The sequence below is a fragment of the Sphingomonas aestuarii genome (assembly GCF_054457155.1).
The window spans coordinates 132,757-155,208 of record NZ_JBTKVV010000001.1 but is presented as its reverse complement, the minus strand read 5'-3'; the positions used below and the strand labels follow the sequence as shown (position 1 = coordinate 155,208).

Below are 22,452 nucleotides of genomic sequence, written 5' to 3'. Positions count from 1 at the left end.
CCATATAGAGGCGAACAAAGCCCCGTTGGGCGTATTCGGAGCATTCATGCGTTCTTCCTATCCCGTACTTCCGCTGCGCGACATCGTCGTCTTTCCGCACATGATCGTGCCGCTGTTCGTCGGCCGCGACAAGTCGGTCGCCGCGCTCGAGGCCGCGATGGCCGCCGACAAGGAAATTTTCCTGGTCGCCCAGCTCGACCCCGCCAATGACGATCCGGCCCGCGACGATCTGTACGACATCGGCGTCACGGCGGAAGTATTGCAATTGTTGAAGCTGCCCGACGGCACGGTGCGCGTGCTGGTGTCCGGCAAGGAACGCGCGAAGCTCGACGATCTGAGCGAGGCGGACGGTTACCTGACCGCGAACGTGTCGCCGGTCGAGGAAAAGGTCGTCGATGGTCCCGAAGCGCAGGCGCTGATGCGGTCGGTGGTCGATCAGTTCGAGAATTACGCCAAGCTCAACCGCAAGCTGCCCGCAGAGACGGCGGTGCAATTGTCGGAACTCGACGAGGCGTCGCGGCTGGCCGATGCGGTGGCGTCGAACATCGCGGTCAAGGTTGCCGACAAGCAATCGCTGCTGGTCGAAACCGATCCGCAAAAGCGGCTGGAGATGGTGTTCGCCTTCATGGAGGGCGAACTGGGCGTGCTCCAGGTCGAGAAGAAGATCCGCAGTCGCGTGAAGCGCCAGATGGAGAAGACCCAGCGCGAATATTATCTCAACGAGCAGTTGAAGGCGATCCAGCGCGAACTGGGAAATGAGGGCGAGGAAGGCGAGGGCGACGAGGTCGCCGAGCTGACCCAGAAGATCGCGACGCTCAAACTGTCGAAGGAAGCGCGGACCAAGGCGACGGCGGAGCTGAAGAAGCTCAAGACGATGGCGCCGATGTCGGCCGAGGCGACGGTGGTGCGCAATTATCTCGACGTGCTGCTCGGCCTGCCCTGGGGCAAGAAGTCGAAGCTCAAGAAAGACCTCGAAACCGCGCAGGCGGTGCTCGACGAGGATCATTATGCGCTGGAAAAGGTCAAGGACCGGATCGTCGAATATCTGGCGGTCCAGGCGCGGACCAACAAACTGAAAGGCCCGATCCTCTGCCTGGTCGGCCCTCCCGGCGTCGGCAAGACGTCGCTGGGCAAATCGATCGCCAAGGCGACGGGGCGCGAGTTCATCCGCCAGTCGCTGGGCGGCGTGCGCGACGAGGCCGAAATTCGCGGGCACCGGCGCACCTATATCGGCTCGCTGCCAGGCAAGATCGTCACCAACCTCAAAAAGGCGGGAGCGAGCAATCCACTGTTCCTGCTCGACGAGATCGACAAGCTGGGCCAGGATTTCCGCGGCGATCCCGCGTCGGCATTACTTGAGGTGCTCGATCCCGAACAGAACAACAAGTTCAACGACCATTATCTGGAGATCGACATCGATCTGTCGGACGTGATGTTCGTTTGCACCGCGAACACCCTGAACCTGCCGCAGCCCTTGCTCGACCGCATGGAGATCATTCGGCTCGAGGGCTATACCGAGGATGAAAAGGTCGAGATCGCCGAGCGGCATCTGGTTGAAAAGCAGATCGAAGCGCACGGACTGAAGGACGGCGAATTCACGCTCGATCCACAGGCGCTGCGCGACCTGATCCGCTATTACACGCGTGAAGCAGGCGTCCGCACACTCGAACGCGAAATCGCCAAGCTGGCGCGAAAGGCGTTGCGGCGCATTCTCGAAAACAAGACCGACCGCGTCACCGTAACGCCCGACAATCTTCACGAGTTCGCAGGCGTGCGCAAATACCGCTTCGGAATCGGCGAGGAAGAGCATCAGATCGGTGCGGTCACGGGCCTCGCCTGGACTGAAGTCGGCGGCGAGTTGCTGACCATCGAAAGCGTGACCGTGCCGGGCCGGGGGGTCATAAAAACCACCGGCAAGCTGGGAGACGTGATGAAGGAATCGGTCGAGGCTGCGTTCAGCTTCGTCCGCGCGCGCAGCCCCAGCTACGGGATCAAGCCGTCGATCTTCAACCGCAAGGACATCCACGTCCACTTGCCCGAAGGCGCGGTGCCCAAGGATGGTCCGTCGGCGGGCATTGGTCTCGTCACCTCGATCGTATCGACGTTGACCGGTGTTCCGGTTCGCAAGGATATCGCGATGACCGGCGAAGTAACTCTGCGCGGTCGCGTGCTGCCGATCGGCGGGCTGAAGGAAAAACTGCTCGCGGCACTGCGCGGCGGGATCAAAACGGTGCTGATCCCGGAGGAGAATGAAAAGGACCTGGCGGAGATTCCAAAGAACATCCGCGAAGGGCTTGAAATCATTCCCGTGTCGCATGTCGATGAAGTCCTGCGGCTGGCATTGACCGGCGCGCTGGAAGCGATCGAATGGAGCGAGGCAGACGACCTGGCGGCGCAACCGCCACACATCGTACCCGGCATTGGAGAGGCGGTTCGCCACTGATTTCGCAGCGCTTTTGTCCCGCATCCCACCGGTGATCCGCCCGAAATGCTTTGACTCCGGGCGAATCACCGGCCTTATTGCCCCATCGACGCTAATGCGTCGCGAGTCTAAAAACAGATTTCTGCTTTTTCAGAACAGGGGTTCAGAGGGATATGAACAAGCAAGAGCTTATCAGTCAGGTTGCGGATCACGCCGGGCTGAGCAAGGGGGATGCATCCAAGGCGGTCGAGGCAGTGTTCGATTCGGTCACCGGCGCGCTGAAAAAGGGCGACGAAGTGCGCCTTGTCGGTTTCGGCACCTTTTCGGTATCGAAGCGCAAGGCATCGACAGGCCGCAACCCGCGCACCGGCGAACCGATGACGATCAAGGCATCGACCCAGCCGAAGTTCAAGGCCGGCAAGGGGCTGAAGGACGCGGTAAACTGATTTTGAACTGAGGGGTGGCAGGGGACTGGACAAGCCTACGCGCCTTGCCTAGAGCCTCGCATCCCGACCGGTGGCGACGCCGGTTTCGTGGGCGCGTAGCTCAGCGGTAGAGCACACCCTTCACACGGGTGGGGTCACAGGTTCAATCCCTGTCGCGCCCACCATGAAAAGGCCTGTCGCCCAGTCGGACGGCAGGCCTTTTTTGGGGTTGTGCGGGACGAATGGTGGCCGTTTCCCGACGAACCCGTTGGCATTTAACCGAATATTGTCGGAACTTAGCCAGACAAGCCGCGTTCGCTGAGACGAGGTCGTGAAAGGAGTACCCCATGTTTAAAACAATTCTGGCGTCCGCAGCGCTGGTGGCGACCGCCGCCACGCCTGCGCTCGCCACCAATAGCGCCTCTTCGCTATCGTTACAGAATGTTCGGGCGTCGTCCGAAACTTCGGAAGGTTCGGAACTCGCCGGGGGCGGCGTTGCGGCGGCCATCGGCGCGCTGGCGATCGTTGCCGGTGCGATCATCCTGATCGTCGGCACCGACGATGACGAACCGGTCAGCCCGTAAGCCAGGCCGGAGATAGGAGACGTTATGCTTACCAAGATCAGTATGAGCATCGCGGCAGCGGCGCTTGCCGTCGCACCGGCGATGGCCAATCCGGCCAGCAGCCTGTCGATCAGCCAGACGCGCGCATCGACCGCAACCGAGGAATCGAACGCACTCGGCGGCGGCGCAGCGGGTATACTTGCTATTGCCGTCGGCGCAGCGGCGATCATCGCCGCGATCGTAGCGATTGACGACGACGATCAGCCGGTCAGCCCGTAAGCGACGGGTTGATTGAAATTCGAAGAAGGGGAGTGGGCGACCGCTCCCCTTTTTCATGGGCGTTTTCGCGCGCTTACGATCCATTGCGCCAGTCCCAGGGGCGCTCGCGAAACCATTTGGTGATGACGTATTTGGTGCCCGCGCGAACCTTCATGCCGTGGTGGAGGGTTGACGGGTTGGGCGTGCCGTTTGCGCGCAGATTGCTCCAGGCGACCAGCTTGCCTGTCTCGGGCTGCACGGTCTTGTCGATCGCCTTAAACCGGGTCGCGCCGCCTGCATCGGGCTCGTTCAGATACACCATTACCGTCCAGGTGCGATTGCCCGATTCCGAACAGAAACGATGGAAATCGACGCCCGACGGCTCAAAATAGTCCGTATGGGCCTTGAATTCCTGACCCACGGCATAGCGCTGACCCTGGACCGGTTCGCCATGCGCGGGGTCGAGCCCGATGAACGCGTGGAGCATCGCATCAAGCTGCACGACAAGCGGGTCGGCGCTGTCCAGATCGCACGTCTCGCTCGTCCGAAACGCCGCGTCCCCGTTATAGTCGGACACCGTCGAGGGCCGCCGCCGCGCGTCGATCATCGCAATCAGATCGGCGCACATGGTGTCGTCCAGAAAGCCGCGCTGGATGAACAGATCGAGCTTGGGTGACGGTACGCGCTGGATGCCGGTTCGCGCGACGAGCCGCGCGATCACCGGCTCGATTGGCCATCCCGAGCCGAGATTCGCGGGCGTGTCGATTTGTCGGATATCAGCCATCATTCCTTCATGCCCGTTCGCGGCATTTCGTTCCAGCCGCGCCCTTGCCCACGCACGTTACATATCCATGACAGGCGCATGGACGAACGCATCTTGCGTTTGGCGGGAAAGCCGCCGATATGCTTGACCCGAGCCGCCCCCGGACGCTAATCGCGCGGCTCTACGGCGACCGTAGTTCAATTGGTTAGAGCGTCGGCTTGTGATGCCGGAAGTTGCGGGTTCAAGTCCCGTCGGTCGCCCCATTTCCTGCCGATCCCGGCACCGGCTAGCTGCGTCCACCCGGCGATCCAGTCAGGCGTTCCCCAGGCGATCCGATGAACCGGGCCAGCATGAGGGGATTTTGAGCGCGTGCTGACCAATTGGGGCTTTGCCGACTTCGACGATCACGAAGGCATTCACCTGTTCACCGACCCAGATTCGGGGTTGCAGGCCGTGATCGCGGTGCATTCGACCGATTTGGGACCGGCAGCGGGCGGCGTCCGCTTCTGGCATTACGCCAATACCGATCAGGCGATCACCGACGCGCTGCGGCTGTCGCGCGGCATGAGCTTCAAGAACGCGATGGCCGACCTGCCGCTGGGCGGGGGCAAGGGTGTGGTGTTGGCCGCAAATCCGGGCGACGTCATCACCACTGCACAGCTGGAAGCTTTCGGTCGGGCGGTTGAGTCACTCGGCGGGCGTTATGTGACCGCAGAGGATGTCGGCATGTCCGAAGCGCGGATGCAGGTGGTCGCGACGCAGACCCGCCACGTCAGCGGCCTGCCGGTGGGCGAGGGCAGCGCGGGCGGCGATCCGGGACCGTTCACGGCGATGGGCATCTATCTGGGCGTCAAGGCGGCGGCCAAGCGCGCGCTGGGCGCCGACGACATGAAGGGCGTGCATGTCGCGATCCAGGGCATCGGCAGCGTCGGCGGCGGGCTCGCCAAGCTGCTCGCCAAGGACGGTGCGCGGCTGACCATCGCCGATGTCGATCAGAACCGCGTGGCGCAATTCGCGGCGGAACTGGGCGCGGAAACCGCCGACCCGACCGCGATCCTGGGAATCGAAGCCGATATCGTCAGCCCCAACGCGCTGGGCGCGGTGCTGACCGAAGGCACGATCGCGGCACTGAAATGCCAGGCGGTGGCGGGCGGCGCCAACAATCAGCTCGCGACCCGTGCCGATGGCAAGCGCCTGCATGAGCGCGGCATCCTCTATTCCCCCGATTACGTCATCAACGCAGGCGGCATCATCAATGTCGGTCTGGAATATCTCGGCAAGGGCGACCGCGCCGAAGTGGAAGCCCGCATCGCCCGCATCCCCGACCGCCTGGTCGAGGTGTGGGACGAAAGCGACCGCTCGGGTGCGCCGGAGAGCGAGGTTGCGGACCAGATCGCGCAAAGGTTGATCGGGCGGGGGTGAGTCTTTGGGACAGGAAATCCCTAATGATCCGGACCTTCATGTACGAGGCGCTTCTATTTTAGCTGCAATAGATTTCCGAGTAGATCGTCCCAGAATTGCTTCAGCCAATAGCTCTCGCTGGCGGGCTGCCGGGATACGAATAGTCCAACGGACGGCGTATCGCCTGACCCAGCGTTCACCGGGAAATGGACGATAGACTCGACTTTGCAGAGAAAACGTTCGTCGCCCTCTTGAACGACAAAAGCATCACCCTCCTTCAAAGGGTAGGCAAACTCGCACTCTACTACGACGCCTGTCGTTCCCCTCCAGTGGATTTGCGCCTTAAGCATGTCGCCCCCTATTTTGGCGGACAGGGTGGGATTCGAACCCACGGTGAGCTTGCACCCACGGCGGTTTTCAAGACCGCTGCCTTAAACCACTCGGCCACCTGTCCGCTTGAGCGCGCGAATAGGGCGATCGGCGGGTTTGTTGCAAGCAAATGTGTCGTCGGGGGTTTCGCGCGGCCCCCGCGCTGTGCATAACAACCGTCATGCGGGTAGTGTTCGGAAATGCGCGGCGAGCGGGGCTAGGCCTCTTCGCGTTCGCGCTTGCAGCCATTTGTCCCTCCTCTGCCGCGTTCGCGCAGGATGGGGCGAGTTTTGAATCCTATATGCGGACCCTGTCCGCCGAAGCGCGGCGTCAGGGGGTCAGCCAGCGGACGATCGATGCGGTCGTCCCGACGCTGACCTATAACCCGCGCGTGGTCGAACTCGATCGTGCCCAGCCGGGCGGTGCGCCGGGGTCGAGCGCGATCCCGCCCTTTGCGCCTTACCGGGCGCGCCATGTCGATGCGTCGCGGATCAATCGAGGGCGCAACGCCTATCAACGGGTGCGCCCGACGCTCTACCGGATTTCCGAGCAAACCGGCGTGCCGACGCAGGTGATGGTCGCGATCTGGGGACATGAAACCAATTACGGCGCGGTGCGCGGGAATTTCGACCTGGCGCGGTCGCTCGCCAGCCTGGCCTATGAAGGGCGGCGTCGCGAATTGTTCGCCGGCGAGTTCATCGCGGTATTGAAAGCGATGGATCGCGGCATCCCGCGGTCGCGTCTGGTCGGCAGCTGGGCCGGGGCGACCGGGCATCCGCAATTCCTGCCCTCGGTCTATCTGCGCCTGGCCGTCGATGGCGATGGCGACGGCGTCGCCGATATCTGGAGCAGCGAAGCCGACGCGTTGGCGTCGATCGCCAATTATTTCGTGTTTTCGGGCTGGCGCTCGGGCGAACCCTGGGGCGTGCCGGTGCGCGTGCCGGGCGGATTCAACCGCAGCGAACTGACGACGCGCATGGTGTCCCCGCGTTGCCCGCGCGTGTTCGAACGGCATAGCCAGTGGCGGACGATGGCCGAATGGCGCGCGCTGGGCATCACGCCGCAGGGCCGGACGCTGGGGGACAATGTCATGGCGTCGCTGATCGAGCCCGACGGGCCGGGCCAGACCGCCTATCTGTTGACCGGCAATTACCGCGTCATCCTCGATTACAATTGTTCCAATTTCTATGCTTTGTCGGTGGGGTTGCTGGCGGATGAAATCGCGCGCTGAGTTGGTCCTGCTGCCATTGGCGGCACTCGCGCTGGGGGGCGCTGCACCACAGGAGATGCCGACGGCGCCCGATGGGGTGCCGAGCGGATCGTCGCAATTGCAGCCGGGCGAGGTACGGGTCGATCAGGTCGGCTATGCCCGCGCCTATGAAGGGGCGACGCCGCCGCGGTTCAGCGCCTATGCCGCGCACGCGACGCTGAGGTCGGGCGAGTTCGTCGAAGTCACCGCGCTCGACAACGGCAAGACGATCCTGGTCGCGATCGTGGAGCAGACGGCGTTGCCGACCGGATCGGTCGTCGCGCTGTCCCCGGCGGCTGCAAGCCAGTTGGGGATCGACTTTTCGCGGCCCGCACCGGTTCGCGTGCGTGCGATGGCGCCGACCGCGCAGGATGAAGCCGCATTGGCGGCGGGCGGTGCGGCGCCGACCCGTCTCGACGCGCCGGACGCGTTGTTGAAGGGGCTTCGGGCGCAATTGCCGCAAGTTCCCGCAGCGCCGACAGCTGCGAGCGTGACGCCTGCGCCAACCACTCCGGCACCGCCCCCGGCACCGTCGTCATCGCCCACGCCTGCTCCCGCACCGAAGCCGAAACCCGCCGCCGCGCCGGCGCCTGCCGCCAGCGTCAGCACACCCCGCACGGGCAGGTTCGTGGTCCAGGTCGGCACCTTCTCCAACGCGGCCAATGCGAAATCGCTCGCCACGCGACTGGGTGGCTTTACCGACGCCAGTGGGGCGCTTACCCGCGTGCGGATGGGGCCGTTCGCGACCCGCGCCGAAGCCGATGCCGCGCGCGCCAAGGCGGTGGCGGCGGGATACCGCGATGCCGCCGTCGTCCGTTCAAACTGAATTTAAGTTTGCCGTCACAACCTTTTGAAGACCGGATACATATTTGATGCGTAAGATCGTCCCCGCTCTCGTCCTGACCGCCCTTCTCGCCACCCCGATTGCGGCGCAGGCGCCGTCGTTTCAGGGCGGGGCGCCGGTCGCCTATATGATCGACCTGTCGTCGGGTGCTGAGCTGTTCGTCAAGGACGCCGACCGGCGGATGCCGCCTGCTTCGATGTCGAAGATGATGACCGCCTATGTCGCGTTCGACCTGATCAAGAAGGGCGAATTGAAGCTCGACCAGCGGCTGCGCGTGCGCCCCGAGACGTGGCAGCGCTGGCATGGGCCAAGCGCAGGATCGACGATGTTCCTGTCGCCCAATCAGGAAGTGACCGTCGCCGATCTGCTCGACGGGATCGTCGTCGTGTCGGGCAACGATGCGTCGGTGGTGCTGGCAGAGGGTGTCGCCGGGACGGAAGAAGCATTTGCCGGATTGATGAACGCCAAGGCCAAGGAATTGGGCATGACGAACAGCAATTTCTGCAATTCGAACGGGTGGCCGGACGAAGGCTGCACCTATGTCACCGCGCGCGACCTGGCGAAGCTGGCGGCGGCGACGGTCACCAATTTCCCCGACCTCTACAAGCGCTTCTACCCCAAGCGCGAATTCACCTTTGGCGAAACGATGGGCGGTTCGCCGATCACCCAGCCGAACCGCGATCCGCTGCTGGGCCGCGTCAACGGCGCCGACGGGTTGAAGACCGGGCATACCAGCGAGGCGGGATACGGCTTTACCGGATCGGCCGAACGAGATGGGCGGCGTCTGGTCATGGTGGTTGCCGGATTGGGCAGCTACAATGGGCGCGCCGAGGAATCGGTGCGCTTCATGGAATGGGGCTTTGGTGCATGGCGCGCGCGTCCGGTCGTGTCGCAGGGCAAGCGGGTGACGACGGCAGAGGTGCAACTGGGTTCGTCGTCGCAAGTCGGACTGGTCGCGCCCAAGAATCTGACGGTTACCATCCCCGCAGGCGCGTCGCCCGAGATGGAGGCGAAGGTCGTCTATTCCGGCCCGATCAAGGCGCCGATCGCCGCCGGCCAGCATGTCGCCGACCTGGTCGTCACCATGCCGGGCATGGCGCCGCAGACCATGCCGCTGGTCGCCGAAACCGCGGTCGAGGAAGCCGGATTCTTCGGTCGCGCCTGGGCCGGGCTGATGGCGTTGTTCGCCTGATCGACCCGACGGTGCGCGGCACATTCATTTCGCTCGAAGGCGGGGAAGGGGCGGGCAAGTCGACGCAAGTCCGCCGCCTCGCGGCCGCGCTGGAGGAACGCGGCATCCAGGTCGTCGTTACTCGCGAACCCGGCGGCAGCGACGGCGCGGAGGCGATCCGCAGCCTGTTGATGCAGGGCGACGTTGCGCGCTGGAGTCCGCATGCAGAAGCGCTGCTGTTCGCCGCTGCGCGTGCCGATCATGTCGAGCGCCTCATCCGCCCCGCGATCGAGGCGGGACGCTGGGTGATCTGCGACCGCTATATCGATTCGACCCGCGCCTATCAGGGGGCGCAGGGGATCGACGACGCCGCGATCCTGGCGCTGCACGGATTCGGATCGAAGGGGTTGCTGCCCGACCGCACCTATTTCCTCGAACTGTCACCGGAGGCCGGAGCGGCGCGCGCCGGTGCGCGCGACGGGGATGTCACCGATCGGTTCGGGCTGCGCGCGAGCAACTTTCACGCGCAGGTGGCGGCGATCTTCACGCGTATCGCCGACACCGAGGGCGATCGGGTACGCCGGATCGATGCAAGCGGCGATCCCGACAGCGTCACGCATGCGCTGGTGGCCGATCTCGCCGAGCTGCTGCCATGACGTCACTCGTCGGAAACAGCGCCGCGCATCAGGCGTTCTATCAGGCTGCGCGGAGCGGATCGCTCCACCATTGCTGGCTGTTCGCGGGACCGGAGGGCGTCGGCAAGGCGAGCTTCGCAGTCGAGGCAGCGGGACGGTTGCTGGCCGCACAGGAAGAGGGGGAGGGCGTGCTGTACCCCGCCGCGCATCCGCGCGGGATGGCGTCGCAATTGTTCGACAAGGGCAATCACCCGGATTTTCGCGTGTTGTCGCGGCCGCCGGTCGATCCCGAAAAGCCAGAGAAAGGGCTGAAGCGTTCGATCCCGATCGACGATGTTCGCGCACTGATCGCGCGGTTTGCGACGCGACCGACGCTGGGGGATCGTCGGGTCATCGTCATCGATTCGGTCGACGACCTTGAACGCGGCGGGGCGAACGCACTGCTCAAAAGCCTGGAGGAGCCGCCGGTTGGCACGATCTTCCTGCTGATCAGCCATTCGCCGGGGCGGTTGCTGCCGACGATCCGGTCGCGGTGTCGGGTGTTGCGGTTCGAAACGGTCCCGGACGGCGATGTCGCGCGGTTGCTGCGCGCGCAGCTTCCCGATGCGTCGGCCGAGGAGATCGAAACGCTGGTCCGCGCGGGCGGTGGATCGCCCGGACGGGCGCTGTCCTTTGTGGGGCTGGACCTTGCCGCGATCGAGCGCGATCTGGCGACGATTGCGGACACGGGCGATGCGGACAATGCGGTGCGAAACCGGCTCGCCAAATCGCTCTCGACCAAGGACGCACAGCCGCGCTACGAAGCGTTTCTGGAGCGGGTTCCGGGTTTCGTCGCTGAGCGCGCGCGCGGATTGTCGGGCGATGCGCTGGCGTCGGCGCTTCGGGTTTATGACGCAAGCCGATCGGTAGCGGCGAGTTCGCTGGGGCTGTCGCTGGATGCGCAATCAAGCGTGTTCGAACTGGGCGGGATCGTCGCGCGGCTGGCGCCGAGCAGATCGGGATAATCGCAACAGCTGCGTCCGTTCGTTTCGAGCGAAGTCGAGAAATGTGTTCCGAGCGCTAAACCCTGTTTCTCGACTTCGCTCCAAACGAGCGGGAATGTGGTCCAACGGCAGGGTGGTCCATTGGCTTCCGCCTTTCCCCGCGATAAGGCCCACCGCATGGCCGATCCTTTCTACATCACCACCGCGATCCATTACCCCAACGGCAAACCGCATATCGGCCATGCCTATGAAATGATCGCCGCCGACGCGATTGCGCGCTTTCAACGCCAGGCTGGCCGCGACGTGTTCTTTCAGACCGGCACCGACGAACATGGCCTGAAAATGGTCCAGACCGCGCGCGGGCGCGGCGTCGAAGTGCGCGCGCTCGCGGACGAAATGTCGAGCCATTTCGATGCGATGGCACGCGATCTGGATATTTCGTGCGATCGTTTCATCCGCACTGTCGAGCCCGCGCATTATCGCGCAAGCCAGGCGATCTGGCAGGCGATGGCGGATGCTGGTGACCTCTATCTCGACCGTTACGAAGGCTGGTATTCGGTTCGCGACGAAGCCTTTTACGAGGAAAAGGAACTGACCGACGGGGAAGGGGGCGCGAAGCTGTCGCCTCAGGGCACGCCTGTCGAATGGACCACGGAGGAAACTTGGTTCTTCCGTCTGTCCAAATATCAGCAGCCCTTGCTCGATTTCTACGCCGCCAATCCCGACTTCATCCGCCCCGAAAGCCGCCGCAACGAAGTGATCCGCTTCGTCGAGGGCGGTCTGGTCGATCTGTCGGTGTCGCGCACCAGTTTCGACTGGGGAGTCCCGGTGCCGGGATCGGACGGCCATGTCATGTATGTCTGGGTCGATGCGCTGACCAATTACCTGACCGGCGCGGGCTATCCCGACGATGCCGACCGGATGGCGAAGTATTGGCCCGCCGATATCCACCTGATCGGCAAGGATATCGTGCGGTTTCACGCGGTTTACTGGCCGGCCTTCCTGATGTCTGCGAAGGTCGCGCTGCCCAGGCAGGTTTACGGCCACGGCTTCCTCCTCAATCGAGGGGAGAAGATGTCGAAGTCGAGCGGCAATGTCGTCGACCCGATGACTTTGGCCGAACGATATGGCGTCGACTCGCTGCGCTATTTCCTGATGCGCGACGTGTCGTTCGGGCAAGACGGCAGCTTTTCGGCCGAGGCAATCGTGACACGAGCCAATGCCGACCTTGCCAACAGCTTCGGCAATCTGGCGCAGCGGACGCTGGCGTTCATTGCCAAAAATCTCGACGGTGCTCTTCCGGACGCAGGGCGCGCCGATGCGGCGGATACCGAATTGCTCGATACCGTCGATGCCGCCTGCGCCGAGTTTCGCACACAATTTGCCGACCTGGCGCTGACGCAAGGGGTCGAGGCATGGATGCGCGGCGTGTTCGCGTGCAACGCCTATATCGACACGCAGGCGCCTTGGGCCTTACGCAAGACCGATCCCGAACGGATGAACGCCGTGCTGGGCACGCTGCTGCGCGCGATCCGCAGCCTGGGCGTCACCATCCTGCCGGTGGTGCCGACCTCGGCCGCGACCTTGCTCGGTCAGCTTGGCGTCGACGATCGCAGCCATGTCGCGCTCGAGGATCGCGATGGCTGGTATGCCGCGCTGCAAGATCGGGGGTTTCGCATCGCGCCGCCAACCCCCATCTTTCCGAGACGCGAAGTGATCGAGGAAGAACCCGCCTGATGCGGTTAGCCGACAGCCATTGTCATCTGAACTATAAGGGCCTGGCCGAGCGACAGGGCGAGGTTCTGGCATCCGCGCGGGCGTCGGGTGTCAGCGCGATGCTCAACATCGCGACGCGCGAAAGCGAATGGGACGATGTGCTGGGCGTCGCCGAGCGCGAAGCCGACGTCTGGGCGACGGTGGGTATCCATCCGCATGAAGCCGACCGGCATCCCGATATCGACACCGCCAAGCTGGTCGAGCGCGCCGCGCATCCCCGCGTCGTCGGGATTGGTGAAAGCGGCCTCGATTATTATTACGACCATAGCGACCGCGACCGTCAGCGCGCGAGCTTTCGCAGCCATATCGCCGCGTCGCGCGACACCGGCTTGCCGATCATCGTCCACACCCGCGACGCGGAGGACGATACCGCCGAGATATTGGCCGACGAAATGGCGAAGGAGGCCTATCCCGGCGTCATCCACTGCTTCACCGCCAGTGGGGATTTCGCGCGCAAGACACTGGATTTGGGCTTTTATATCTCGATTTCCGGCATCGTCACGTTCAAGAATGCACGCGATTTGCAGGATACGGCCAGATGGCTGCCGATCGAGCGGCTGTTGATCGAAACCGACGCGCCTTTTCTGGCCCCCGTCCCGCATCGCGGCAAGCCGGGGGAGCCGGCCTTCGTCGCCGATACCTGTCGCTTTCTCGCCGAGTTGCGCGGAGAGGACGCCGACGAGCTGGCCGAGCGGACCCGCGTTAATTTCCACACCCTGTTCGCCAAGACGCTGACGTGATCGCGCCATATAACGCCCTATCATGTTGAAAATCCGCATTCTCGGCTCCGGGACCTCCTCAGGCGTTCCGCGGATCGGGAATGACTGGGGCCAGTGCGATCCGGGCGAGCCGCGCAACCGACGGACGCGGGCGTCGGTGCTGGTCGAAAGCGAAACCACGCGCATCTTGATCGACACCAGCCCCGACATGCGCGAACAGCTGAACGCGGCGAGGGTCGATCGCCTCGATGCGGTGATCTGGACCCACGACCATGCCGATCACACGCACGGCATCGACGATCTGAGGCAGATTTTTCACATTATGCGTCGTCCGGTTACGGGCTTCGCGCATCCAAAGACGATCCGACGGTTGAACCACCGGTTCGATTATGTGTTCGACGGCGGCGGCGGATACCGCGCCACCGCGACGATCGAACCGCTGGGCGAGAGGCGGCGCATCGGCGACATCGACGTCACCAGCGTCGATCAGCCGCATGGCGACATTTTCGCGACTGGCCTCAAATTCGAAAAAGACGGCAAGGCAATCGGTTACGCCACCGACTTCCATGAATTTACCAGCGACATGCGCGACCTGTATGGCGGACTGGACATATGGGTCGTCGATGCGCTTCGACGCGAACCGCATCCGACGCATCCGCACCTGGACGCGACATTGGGATGGATCGCCGAATGCAGCCCCCGGCGTGCGGCGCTTGTGCATATGGACAATTCGATGGACTATGCCGCGCTAAAGAACACACTCCCGCCGGGTGTCGAGCCCGGTTATGACGGCATGGAGTTGGTGGCGTGAGCGGGTTCGATACGGTCCATCTGCTATGGGGAATCGGCGCGCTGGTGCTGGTGATTTCGGCGCTGTCCGTGCGACGCGTATCGATCGGGTTCGCCCTTAAATCACTGCTTGCTTGGGCGCTGATCGCGCTGATCTTGTTCCTGATCATCGACCGCCGCGAAGAACTGGGCGCGATCGCGCGAGGCGGGCTGGAATCGCTGGGCATCGCCGAGCAGACGGTCGATGGCGACACGGTGCGTATCCGGAGATCGATCGACGGCCATTACTGGGCGAATGTGAACATTGACGGTATCGACAAACGGCTGCTGATTGACAGCGGCGCGACGCTGACCGTGCTGTCTGAACAAACCGCGGCGGAGGCCGGAATAGAGCCTGTTGTCAGTGGCTTCCCCGTCATTCTTCAAACCGCCGGTGGGACGATGGCGGCGCAGCGCGCGACCATCGAGACGCTGACGATCGGCAACATGACGATGCGCGATGTCGCGGCGGTGATCCTGCCCGGCGACAGCGATCTGAACGTCATCGGCATGAACGTTTTGTCGCGGCTGCACGGCTGGCGGGTGGAGCAGGGGGTATTGATCCTGGAACCAACTGCGCCGACAAACGCTACCGACGCCGCGGGATCGGGTTCGACTGTCGAAACATGATCGTTGCGAGCAGGGATAAGGGCAGGGAATTTATGGCATTTCGCGCGATCATCAAGCGGCCCGTGCGCCGCGCCGCTATTATCGCATTCGCCGCCGTGGCCACGCCGACTGCCGCGAGCGCGCAGGACGGCGATGGTCGTGACCGCGTCATCACAGTCGGTCTGGGCGCACAAGTTGGACCGAAGCATCTCGGCTCTGACGACTATACAGTGTTTCCGCTGCCGTTTGGCAAGATTCGGCGTCCCGGCGAGCCAATGCCCTATAGCGCGTCGGACGACAGTCCCGGAATCCGGCTGATCCGCAGCGGAAATTTCAGCATCGGTCCGACCTTCAATTTCCGCGCAAAGCGTCGCGAATCGGACGTCGGCGCCGCGGTGGGCGACATCAAGGTCGGGCTGGAACCCGGCATCTTCGTCGAGGCCTATGCGACGCCAGCCATTCGCCTGCGCGGCGAAGCGCGGATCGGTATCAATGGGCATGACGGCTTTGTCGGCGACGTGGCGGTCGATTATGTCCTTCGTAGTGCCGACCAGAAGCTGGTGATGGGCATCGGCCCGCGCGCACGATTTGGCGACGGTGAATTCGAGGGGCGCTATTTCGGCGTCGCGCCCGACGTCGCGCTCCGCACCGGCCTCAACGCCTATGCGCCCGATGGCGGGCTCTACGCCGTCGGGCTTCAGGCGTCGGGCCATTATCAGCTGACCGATCGCTGGGGCGTTTACGGTCAGGCTGGATATGATCGCCTGGTCGGCGCAGGCGATGAATCGCCGATCGTTCGGAATTTCGGGTCGGAGAATCAGTTCTACGCGGGCGTTGCGGCGACTTATACGTTCGATCTGAGGTTGTGAGGGGATTGCCACCGGTAAAGGCGCTCGATCCATAAACGCATCCGAAGATTTACATAATATATATTATCGATATTGCACCATGATGTGCGGGAGGGCGGTTGTCACGGCGCCCTCTCGTCCTGTAGCGCCGATGCATGATCGAACGGCTTACCCGCATCATGGCGCGCTTGCGCGACCCGAAGACCGGGTGCGAATGGGACCGTGCCCAGACGTTCGAGACGATCGCGCCCTACACGATTGAGGAAGCCTATGAAGTCGCCGATGCATGCCAGCGCGGCGATCTGGAAGACCTGAAGGACGAACTCGGCGACTTGCTGCTTCAGGTCGTCTTCCACGCGCGAATGGCCGAAGAAATCGGCGCGTTCGACCTGAGCGATGTGATCACGGCGATCAGCGACAAGATGGAGCGCCGGCACCCGCATATTTTCGGTGACCGTGGCGATGGCGGACACCATTTGTGGGAACAAATCAAGGCCGAGGAACGCGATTCCAAAGGCGCGACCAGCGCGCTTGATGGCGTGGCGCTCGGCCTGCCCGCGCTGCTGCGCGCCGAAAAACTTCAGAAGCGCGCGGCGCGCACCGGGTTCGACTGGCCCGACGAACGCGGCCCCAAGGCGAAGATCGCCGAGGAAATCGAAGAAATCGAACATGCCGACGACGCCACCCGCGCCGAAGAAGTCGGCGACCTGCTGTTCGCGGTCGTCAACTGGGCACGGCATCTGGGCGTCGACCCGGAATCGGCGTTGCGTCTGGCCAACGGCAAGTTCGAGCGGCGTTTCCGCAGCATCGAGCAAGCGGGCGGTGACGCGTTCCAGTCGCTGTCCCTCGATGAAAAGGAAGTACTGTGGCAGCAGGCAAAGCGCGCGTCGCAATGATGCGCCACTATCGGAGCATGTTCCGATAGTGCGGTGATTTGCCGTCGATCACCCTTTCAGCGTTGGTCTCGAACGGATCAATACGGCGTGGCTCTACGCTTCGCGGCGACTGAACCGGTCGAAATCGCTGGGCGCCATTCGCACTTCATAGCCGATCTGCGCGCCATCGACCCACTGGTCCAGCACCTCGCCATGCGCGTGCAGCCATGCTGCCGCCGCGCCGTCGCCCGCATCGAGCGCGATCTGATAGCGGCGATGCCCGACGGTCAGCCGATCGGCGACCGTCTCGACGAGCAGGTCCACGCCCTCCCCCGTCAGTGCGGAGATTGCCACCACATCGTCGCGCCGCGGCGCTTCCGCGTTCAATGCCTCGCGCCGTTCGTTGTCGAGCAGGTCGAGCTTGTTCCATGCCTCGAACCGCGGCGTTTCGTCATCCACGCCCAGTTCGGCCAGCACCTTTTCGACATCGGCTGCCTGCGCTTCGGTATCGGGATGCGCGACGTCGCGGACGTGGAGCAGCAGATCGGCCGACACGACTTCTTCGAGCGTCGCCTTGAACGCGGCGACCAGTTGGGTCGGCAGATCGCTGACGAACCCCACCGTGTCGGACAGGATCGCCTTGTCGATGCCGGGCAGACGCACTTGCCGCAATGTCGGGTCGAGGGTCGCGAACAACAAATCCTTCGCCATGACGTCGGATCCGGTCAAGCGATTGAAAAGAGTGGACTTTCCGGCATTGGTATAGCCGACCAGCGCCACCACCGGCCACGGTGCGCGCTGGCGCCGGTCGCGGTGGAGCGAGCGCGTGCGCCCGACCTGATCGAGTTCGCGGCGCAGCCGGGCCATGCGGTCGCGGATCATCCGCCGGTCGGCCTCGATCTGGGTTTCGCCGGGACCGCCCAGAAAGCCGAAACCGCCGCGCTGGCGTTCCAAGTGGGTCCAGCTGCGCACCAGTCGCCCCGACTGATAATCGAGATGCGCGAGTTCGACCTGCAACCGCCCCTCCGCAGTCGCCGCACGTTCGCCGAAGATTTCGAGGATCAGGCCGGTGCGGTCGATGACCTTGCACCCCAACACGGTTTCCAGATTGCGCTGCTGAACCGGAGTCAGGCTGGCGTCGAATATGGCAAGATCGGCCGACAAGTCGCGGACATCGGCAGCGAGTTCGTCCGCCTGGCCGCTGCCGATCAGCGTCGCCGGCTTTGGCTGGCGAACGCGAAGCACTGTCTTGCCCACGACTTCCAGCCCGATGGCGAGCGCAAGGCCTGCGCTTTCCTCCACCCGCGCCTCGGCATCGCGCGTCGCGCCGCCGGTGTCCGGCAGCACGACGATAGCCCTGGCACCGCGCGCGAATTCACGCGCGTCGCGTTCAAATCCGGTGGTCAATCCTGGTCCAGCGATGCTTGCTCTTCGGCGAGGTTGAGCGGGTTGGCGGGCTGAATGGTCGATACCGCATGTTTGTAGACGAGCTGGGACATGCCTTCGCGCTGGAGCAACATGCAGAACAAGTCGAACGCGGCGATATGCCCCTGAAGCATGACGCCGTTGACCAGAAACATCGTCACATTGTCGCCGCTCTTGCGCACCGCATTGAGGAAGATTTCCTGGAGCAACGGGTTTTTGTGCTGCTGTTCGGCGACCTGCTTCACGATGGAGTCGAGATCGGCCTGACCCGCGGGCATGATGGTCGAGATCGCGTGCTTGTAGATCAACTGCGACTGGCCGTCGCGGCGCAGCAACACCGAGAAATTGTCGAACCAGGTGACGATCCCCTGGAGCTTCACGCCTTTTACCAGGAACATGGTCACCGGCGTTTTGGAACGGCGGAGCGCGTTCAGAAACAGGTCTTGCAGCGAGCTTTGTTTTTCGGCCATCGACTTTTGCCCTTTATTTTCTTGGCGAGGTCATGGCCCCGCAATGCGCCGGCATCCGGCGTCGAACGCCCCGCCCCCGTGGCGAGTTGCGTTCGCAATCTAGGGTTGCGGACCCGGTTCGTCCAGCACCACCGTCCTTAATCCTCGCGCGTTTCGGTGATGCCCAGGATCTTGAGCTTGCGGTGTAGCGCCGACCGCTCCATTCCGATGAAGCTCGCCGTGCGCGAAATATTGCCCGAGAAGCGACGGATCTGAACGCGCAGATATTGCCGTTCGAACGTCTCGCGGGCTTCGCGCAGCGGCGCCCCCATCACGACGTTGCTGCCGAAATCGCCGTCCACCCCCTCGGGCGGACCAAGCACTTCGGCGGGAAGCAAATCGACGTCGATCCGGCCGATGCGGTTGCCCGGCGCCATGATGATCGTGCGTTCGACAACGTTGCGAAGCTGGCGGACATTGCCGGGCCATTCATAGGATTGCAGCGCGACGATCGCATCGGGCGCGATCTCCGGCGTCGGCACGCGGCGTTCGTTGGCGTAATGCGCGACGAAATGTTCGACCAGCGGCGGAATATCCTCGCGCCGTTCGCACAGCGCGGGAATAACCACCGGTACGACATTCAAACGATAGTATAAATCCTCGCGGAACCGACCCTCGGCGATTTCCAAGGTAAGGTCGCGCGCGGTGGCCGAGACGACACGGACATCGACCTTCACCATCCGCTGGCCGCCGACGCGGGTGAAGCTCTGGTCGGTCAGCACGCGCAGGATGCGCGCCTGGGTCGCGACCGGCATGTCGGCGATCTCGTCGAGGAACAACGTGCCGCCATGCGCCTGTTCGAGCAGGCCGGGATGGACCATGTCGCCTTCGCGTTCGACGCCGAACAATTCCTCCTCGACGCGCTCGGGCGTCATCCGCGCGGCGCTGACGATGACGAACGGGCCGGTGGCGCGCTGGCTCCATCCGTGGAGCAGCCGCGCGGCGACTTCCTTGCCGACGCCGGGGCCGCCGGTAATCAGAACCCGGCTGCCGGTGCCCGCGACGCGCTTCAACGTCGCGCGCACCGCGTTGATCGCGGTCGAACTGCCGGTCAGGTCGTCCTCTCGTCCCGCCGAAGCGCGCAGCGCCGCGACTTCGCGGCGCAGCCGCTCGGTCTCGGTCGCGCGTTCGACCATCAGCAGCAGGCGCTCGGCCTCGAACGGCTTTTCGATGAAATCGGACGCCCCGCGCCGGATCGCCGCGACCGCGGTGTCCAGATTGCCGTGGCCCGAGATGACCAGCACCGGGATCGACGGATCGCGCCGCTTGATCTCGTCGAGCAGGTCTAGCCCGTCGAGCCGCGACCCCTGAAGCCAGACGTCGAGCAAGACCAGGCTGGGGCGGCGCGTCGCGATTGCCTCAAGCGCGGCATCGCTGTCGGCGGCGCCACGCGTGTCGTAGCCCTCATCCTCCAGCACGCCCGCGACCAGTTCGCGGATGTCGGTTTCGTCGTCGACGACCAGAATATCGAGTTTCATGTCACATCAACCATTGGAGTTGCGCGTCAGCATGGCGGGCCGCGCTTCGCCCGCTCCCCCTTCGTCCTCATCGACGCCCGCCATGTTCGCGAGCAGCGCGGCGTCGAAGCACAGGGTGACGACGGTGCCGCCCCCTGCCCGATCGGCAAAGGCAATCGTTCCGAAATGTTCGTCGACGATTTTTTTGACGATCGCGAGGCCCAAACCCGTCCCGCGCGCACGCGTCGTCATATAGGGTTCGACGATGCGGTCGCGTTCGAGCGGCAGGCCGACGCCGTTGTCGGCGATCTCGACCAGCACCTGATGCGCGTCGCCTTCGCTCAGCGTCACGCTGATCTCGCCCTTGCCGGGTTCGTAGTCGCGCGCCTCGACCGCCTCGACCGCGTTCTTGACGATGTTGGTCAGCGCCTGGCCGATCTGGCGGCGGTCGCAGATCAGGCTGGGCGCGATGCCGCCGTGATCGAGCGTGAAGCGGATCGCGGGATGCGCGACTTCGTGCAGGAACAGCGACTGGCGGGCGAGATCGACGACCGATTCCTCGCGAAACACCGGCTTGGGCATCCGCGCAAAGGACGAGAATTCGTCGACCATCCGGCGCAGGTCCCCGACCTGGCGGACGATGGTTTCGGTCAGCCGCGCAAAAGTGCCGTCATCGGCCTCGATCTGCTTGCCATAACGGCGCTGGAGGCGCTCGGCGGCAAGCTGGATCGGGGTCAGAGGATTCTTGATCTCATGCGCGATGCGCCGCGCGACGTCCGACCAGGCGGCACGCCGCTGATCGAGCAGTTGCTGGGTGATGTCGTCGAACGTCAGGATGCGCCCCGCGCCGTCGCTTGCGATCTTTACCGCCAGCGTCCGCGCCTCGCCGCCGGTGGTCAATTGCACCACCGCCTCGCGACTGTCGCTGTCGAGCAGATGGTCGAGTTCGGGGGCGACGTCGCCGAGGGGTTTGCCAAGCGCGGTCCCCTCGCCTGCGCGCAGCATCGACAGGGCGGAGCTGTTGATGAGGCGGATGGAGCGGTCCGCGCCCACCGACACCACGCCCGCGGTAACCCCCTCCATCACCGCCTCGATCAGCGCACGGCGCGATTCGATCTGCGAATTGGCGGAGACGAGCGCGTTGGTCTGCTGCTGGAGCTGATCGGTCATCGTGTTGAATGCAATACCGAGCCGGCCAAGTTCATCGGGATCGTCGAAGGTCGGCACCCGAGCTGTCAGATCGCCTTCGGAGACGCGCTGCGACGCATCGACCAACTGATCAACCGGGCGGACGAGGCGATCCGCGACAAGCATCGCAATGTAGATAACGAGCGCAATGATCAGCAACGCCACGCCATATAACATTAGCGCAAAGGTGAGCTGGAGCGAACGCGACCGGCTTTGCAAGGTTTCATAATCGCGCACCACCTCGCGCGCCGACCCGGTCTGTGCTGTCAGGAAATCCGCATTGACGGGGGTAGCGACATAGAGAAACAGGTTTTGGGTCCGATCGACCGGCGTGACGACCCACAAGATGTCGCGGTTGAAATCGATGTAAGTGCTGTCGTTGCGATCGAGCAGGCTTAGAATTCTACCATTTACCCGCTCAACAAAGATCTGAGCGTCGGGTTGTTCGTAGGCGTAAAGCGGATCGACCGTCTGGCCGTCAGGTATTTGAAACAATACCGCCTGATAGAAAGACCGCAGAAAAATCTGCTGGAGGAAAAAGCGCTCGAATTCCTCAGAACCTTCGGGAATCGCATCATATTCGCGCTGGATATCACCGACCATCGTCCGCGCTTCGTTGGTCCAACGTTGGGCCACGACCTTCTGCCCCTCGCGAACCAAGTCGATGGTTGATTCGAACGCGCTTCGCGCTCGTTCAGACCCCCAAAGCTGTACGCCGGACTGAAACATCACCGATGCCGCGATCACCGTCAGGACGATGGGAATGCTCGCCAATAAGGAGAAGGTGGCAACCAGACGACTGTGAAGCTTGCTGCCGCCAATTGACGATCGAACCGCGCGCCAGCGCGCAATGCGCCGACCTACAAGCACCAGCAGCGCGACGGCAGGAATAAGATTGGCGACCAGGAAAAACGCGAAGAGCGCAGGCGACAACAGACGGTCTGCTGCGACTGCCCCGGCGATCGTCAAGTAAGTGACGATCGCGACGCCGACGATCACAACAATCACGCCGCCTTCCGCCATTTTCGCTAAAGGGATACGACGACCAAGTCGCGTTTCCTCTCCAACCAATGGCGCATCGGCAACAGTCATCGTTGCGATGATACAACGGGATTGTTGCCAAGAGAACACACAA

19 protein-coding genes, 3 tRNA genes and 2 pseudogenes are annotated in these 22,452 nt (G+C 63.6%); 18 read left to right on the top strand and 6 right to left on the bottom strand.

Features of this window, described 5'->3' with window-relative positions:
- Positions 1-46 precede the first annotated feature (46 nt).
- From lon to ACX0GZ_RS00770, 5 genes and pseudogenes are all read left to right on the top strand, one after another.
- A complete protein-coding gene (gene lon, locus ACX0GZ_RS00790) occupies positions 47-2,443 on the top strand; it encodes an endopeptidase La (protein WP_458812247.1) in 2,397 nt (798 codons plus the stop codon).
- A gap of 149 nt (positions 2,444-2,592) precedes the next feature.
- Positions 2,593-2,868, top strand: a pseudogene (locus tag ACX0GZ_RS00785) (HU family DNA-binding protein); the annotation flags it as partial.
- A gap of 89 nt (positions 2,869-2,957) precedes the next feature.
- Positions 2,958-3,032, top strand: a tRNA-Val gene (locus ACX0GZ_RS00780).
- 162 nt (positions 3,033-3,194) lie between these two features.
- Positions 3,195-3,431, top strand: coding sequence for a hypothetical protein (locus tag ACX0GZ_RS00775; RefSeq protein ID WP_458812244.1), 237 nt, complete (start codon positions 3,195-3,197; stop codon positions 3,429-3,431).
- A 24-nt stretch (positions 3,432-3,455) separates the two neighbouring features.
- Positions 3,456-3,689 (top strand): hypothetical protein, encoded by a 234-nt coding sequence (locus ACX0GZ_RS00770; RefSeq protein WP_458812241.1) that lies wholly within the window; start codon positions 3,456-3,458, stop codon positions 3,687-3,689.
- Positions 3,690-3,762: 73 nt separating this feature from the next.
- Here ACX0GZ_RS00770 and ACX0GZ_RS00765 read toward each other — a convergent pair whose 3' ends face one another.
- Positions 3,763-4,452, bottom strand: coding sequence for a prolyl hydroxylase family protein (locus ACX0GZ_RS00765; RefSeq protein WP_458812239.1), 690 nt, complete (start codon positions 4,450-4,452; stop codon positions 3,763-3,765).
- A 165-nt stretch (positions 4,453-4,617) separates the two neighbouring features.
- On the opposite strand from ACX0GZ_RS00765, the gene ACX0GZ_RS00760 reads away from it, so the two are divergent.
- Together ACX0GZ_RS00760 and ACX0GZ_RS00755 are read left to right on the top strand one after the other, a co-directional pair.
- A tRNA-His gene (locus ACX0GZ_RS00760) sits at positions 4,618-4,694 on the top strand.
- A gap of 106 nt (positions 4,695-4,800) precedes the next feature.
- Entirely contained in the window at positions 4,801-5,853 is a 1,053-nt protein-coding gene (locus ACX0GZ_RS00755) for a Leu/Phe/Val dehydrogenase (RefSeq protein WP_458812236.1), read from the top strand.
- Between the two features lie 343 nt (positions 5,854-6,196).
- On the opposite strand, the gene ACX0GZ_RS00750 is transcribed toward ACX0GZ_RS00755, so the two are convergent.
- Positions 6,197-6,286: transfer RNA gene (locus ACX0GZ_RS00750), tRNA-Ser, on the bottom strand.
- A gap of 96 nt (positions 6,287-6,382) precedes the next feature.
- On the opposite strand from ACX0GZ_RS00750, the gene ACX0GZ_RS00745 reads away from it, so the two are divergent.
- From ACX0GZ_RS00745 to mazG, 11 genes are all read left to right on the top strand, one after another.
- Complete coding sequence (locus tag ACX0GZ_RS00745) at positions 6,383-7,432, top strand: lytic murein transglycosylase (RefSeq protein WP_458812233.1); 1,050 nt, start codon at positions 6,383-6,385, stop codon at positions 7,430-7,432.
- Entirely contained in the window at positions 7,416-8,276 is an 861-nt protein-coding gene (locus ACX0GZ_RS00740) for an SPOR domain-containing protein (RefSeq protein WP_458812230.1), read from the top strand. Before ACX0GZ_RS00745 ends, ACX0GZ_RS00740 begins: the two co-directional genes overlap by 17 nt.
- Positions 8,277-8,322: 46 nt before the next feature.
- Positions 8,323-9,486 carry a D-alanyl-D-alanine carboxypeptidase family protein gene (locus ACX0GZ_RS00735; RefSeq protein ID WP_458812227.1) on the top strand — a complete coding sequence of 388 codons (1,164 nt, stop codon included), beginning with the start codon at positions 8,323-8,325 and terminating at the stop codon, positions 9,484-9,486.
- 11 nt (positions 9,487-9,497) lie between these two features.
- A complete protein-coding gene (gene tmk, locus ACX0GZ_RS00730; RefSeq protein WP_458812224.1) occupies positions 9,498-10,121 on the top strand; it encodes a dTMP kinase in 624 nt (207 codons plus the stop codon).
- On the top strand, positions 10,118-11,104 hold the full coding sequence (locus tag ACX0GZ_RS00725; RefSeq protein ID WP_458812221.1) for a DNA polymerase III subunit delta': 987 nt from the start codon (positions 10,118-10,120) through the stop codon (positions 11,102-11,104). Before tmk ends, ACX0GZ_RS00725 begins: the two co-directional genes overlap by 4 nt.
- 156 nt (positions 11,105-11,260) lie before the next feature.
- On the top strand, positions 11,261-12,820 hold the full coding sequence (gene metG / locus ACX0GZ_RS00720) for a methionine--tRNA ligase (protein ID WP_458812218.1): 1,560 nt from the start codon (positions 11,261-11,263) through the stop codon (positions 12,818-12,820).
- Positions 12,820-13,599: a TatD family hydrolase gene (locus ACX0GZ_RS00715; protein WP_458812216.1), complete on the top strand. Its 780-nt coding sequence runs from the start codon at positions 12,820-12,822 to the stop codon at positions 13,597-13,599. Before metG ends, ACX0GZ_RS00715 begins: the two co-directional genes overlap by 1 nt.
- Positions 13,600-13,618: 19 nt before the next feature.
- Entirely contained in the window at positions 13,619-14,389 is a 771-nt protein-coding gene (locus ACX0GZ_RS00710; RefSeq protein ID WP_458813264.1) for an MBL fold metallo-hydrolase, read from the top strand.
- Positions 14,386-15,036 (top strand): retropepsin-like aspartic protease family protein, encoded by a 651-nt coding sequence (locus ACX0GZ_RS00705; RefSeq protein WP_458812214.1) that lies wholly within the window; start codon positions 14,386-14,388, stop codon positions 15,034-15,036. The genes ACX0GZ_RS00710 and ACX0GZ_RS00705 overlap by 4 nt, the downstream gene beginning before the upstream one ends.
- Before the next feature lie 32 nt (positions 15,037-15,068).
- Positions 15,069-15,884 carry a MipA/OmpV family protein gene (locus ACX0GZ_RS00700; protein ID WP_458812211.1) on the top strand — a complete coding sequence of 272 codons (816 nt, stop codon included), beginning with the start codon at positions 15,069-15,071 and terminating at the stop codon, positions 15,882-15,884.
- Positions 15,885-16,018: 134 nt separating this feature from the next.
- Entirely contained in the window at positions 16,019-16,759 is a 741-nt protein-coding gene (gene mazG / locus ACX0GZ_RS00695; protein WP_458812208.1) for a nucleoside triphosphate pyrophosphohydrolase, read from the top strand.
- Positions 16,760-16,852: 93 nt separating this feature from the next.
- On the opposite strand, the gene hflX is transcribed toward mazG, so the two are convergent.
- The 4 genes and pseudogenes from hflX to ACX0GZ_RS00675 all read right to left on the bottom strand — a co-directional run bounded on the left by hflX (position 16,853) and on the right by ACX0GZ_RS00675 (position 22,340).
- Complete coding sequence (gene hflX, locus ACX0GZ_RS00690) at positions 16,853-18,145, bottom strand: GTPase HflX (RefSeq protein WP_458812205.1); 1,293 nt, start codon at positions 18,143-18,145, stop codon at positions 16,853-16,855.
- Positions 18,142-18,636: pseudogene (hfq, locus tag ACX0GZ_RS00685) on the bottom strand (RNA chaperone Hfq); the annotation flags it as partial. The gene hflX and the pseudogene hfq, both read right to left, overlap by 4 nt.
- Positions 18,637-18,770: 134 nt before the next feature.
- Positions 18,771-20,150, bottom strand: a complete 1,380-nt coding sequence (ntrX, locus tag ACX0GZ_RS00680; protein ID WP_458812202.1) for a nitrogen assimilation response regulator NtrX — start codon at positions 20,148-20,150, stop codon at positions 18,771-18,773.
- A gap of 6 nt (positions 20,151-20,156) precedes the next feature.
- Complete coding sequence (locus ACX0GZ_RS00675) at positions 20,157-22,340, bottom strand: sensor histidine kinase NtrY-like (RefSeq protein ID WP_458812199.1); 2,184 nt, start codon at positions 22,338-22,340, stop codon at positions 20,157-20,159.
- Between the last annotated feature and the right edge of the window lie 112 nt (positions 22,341-22,452).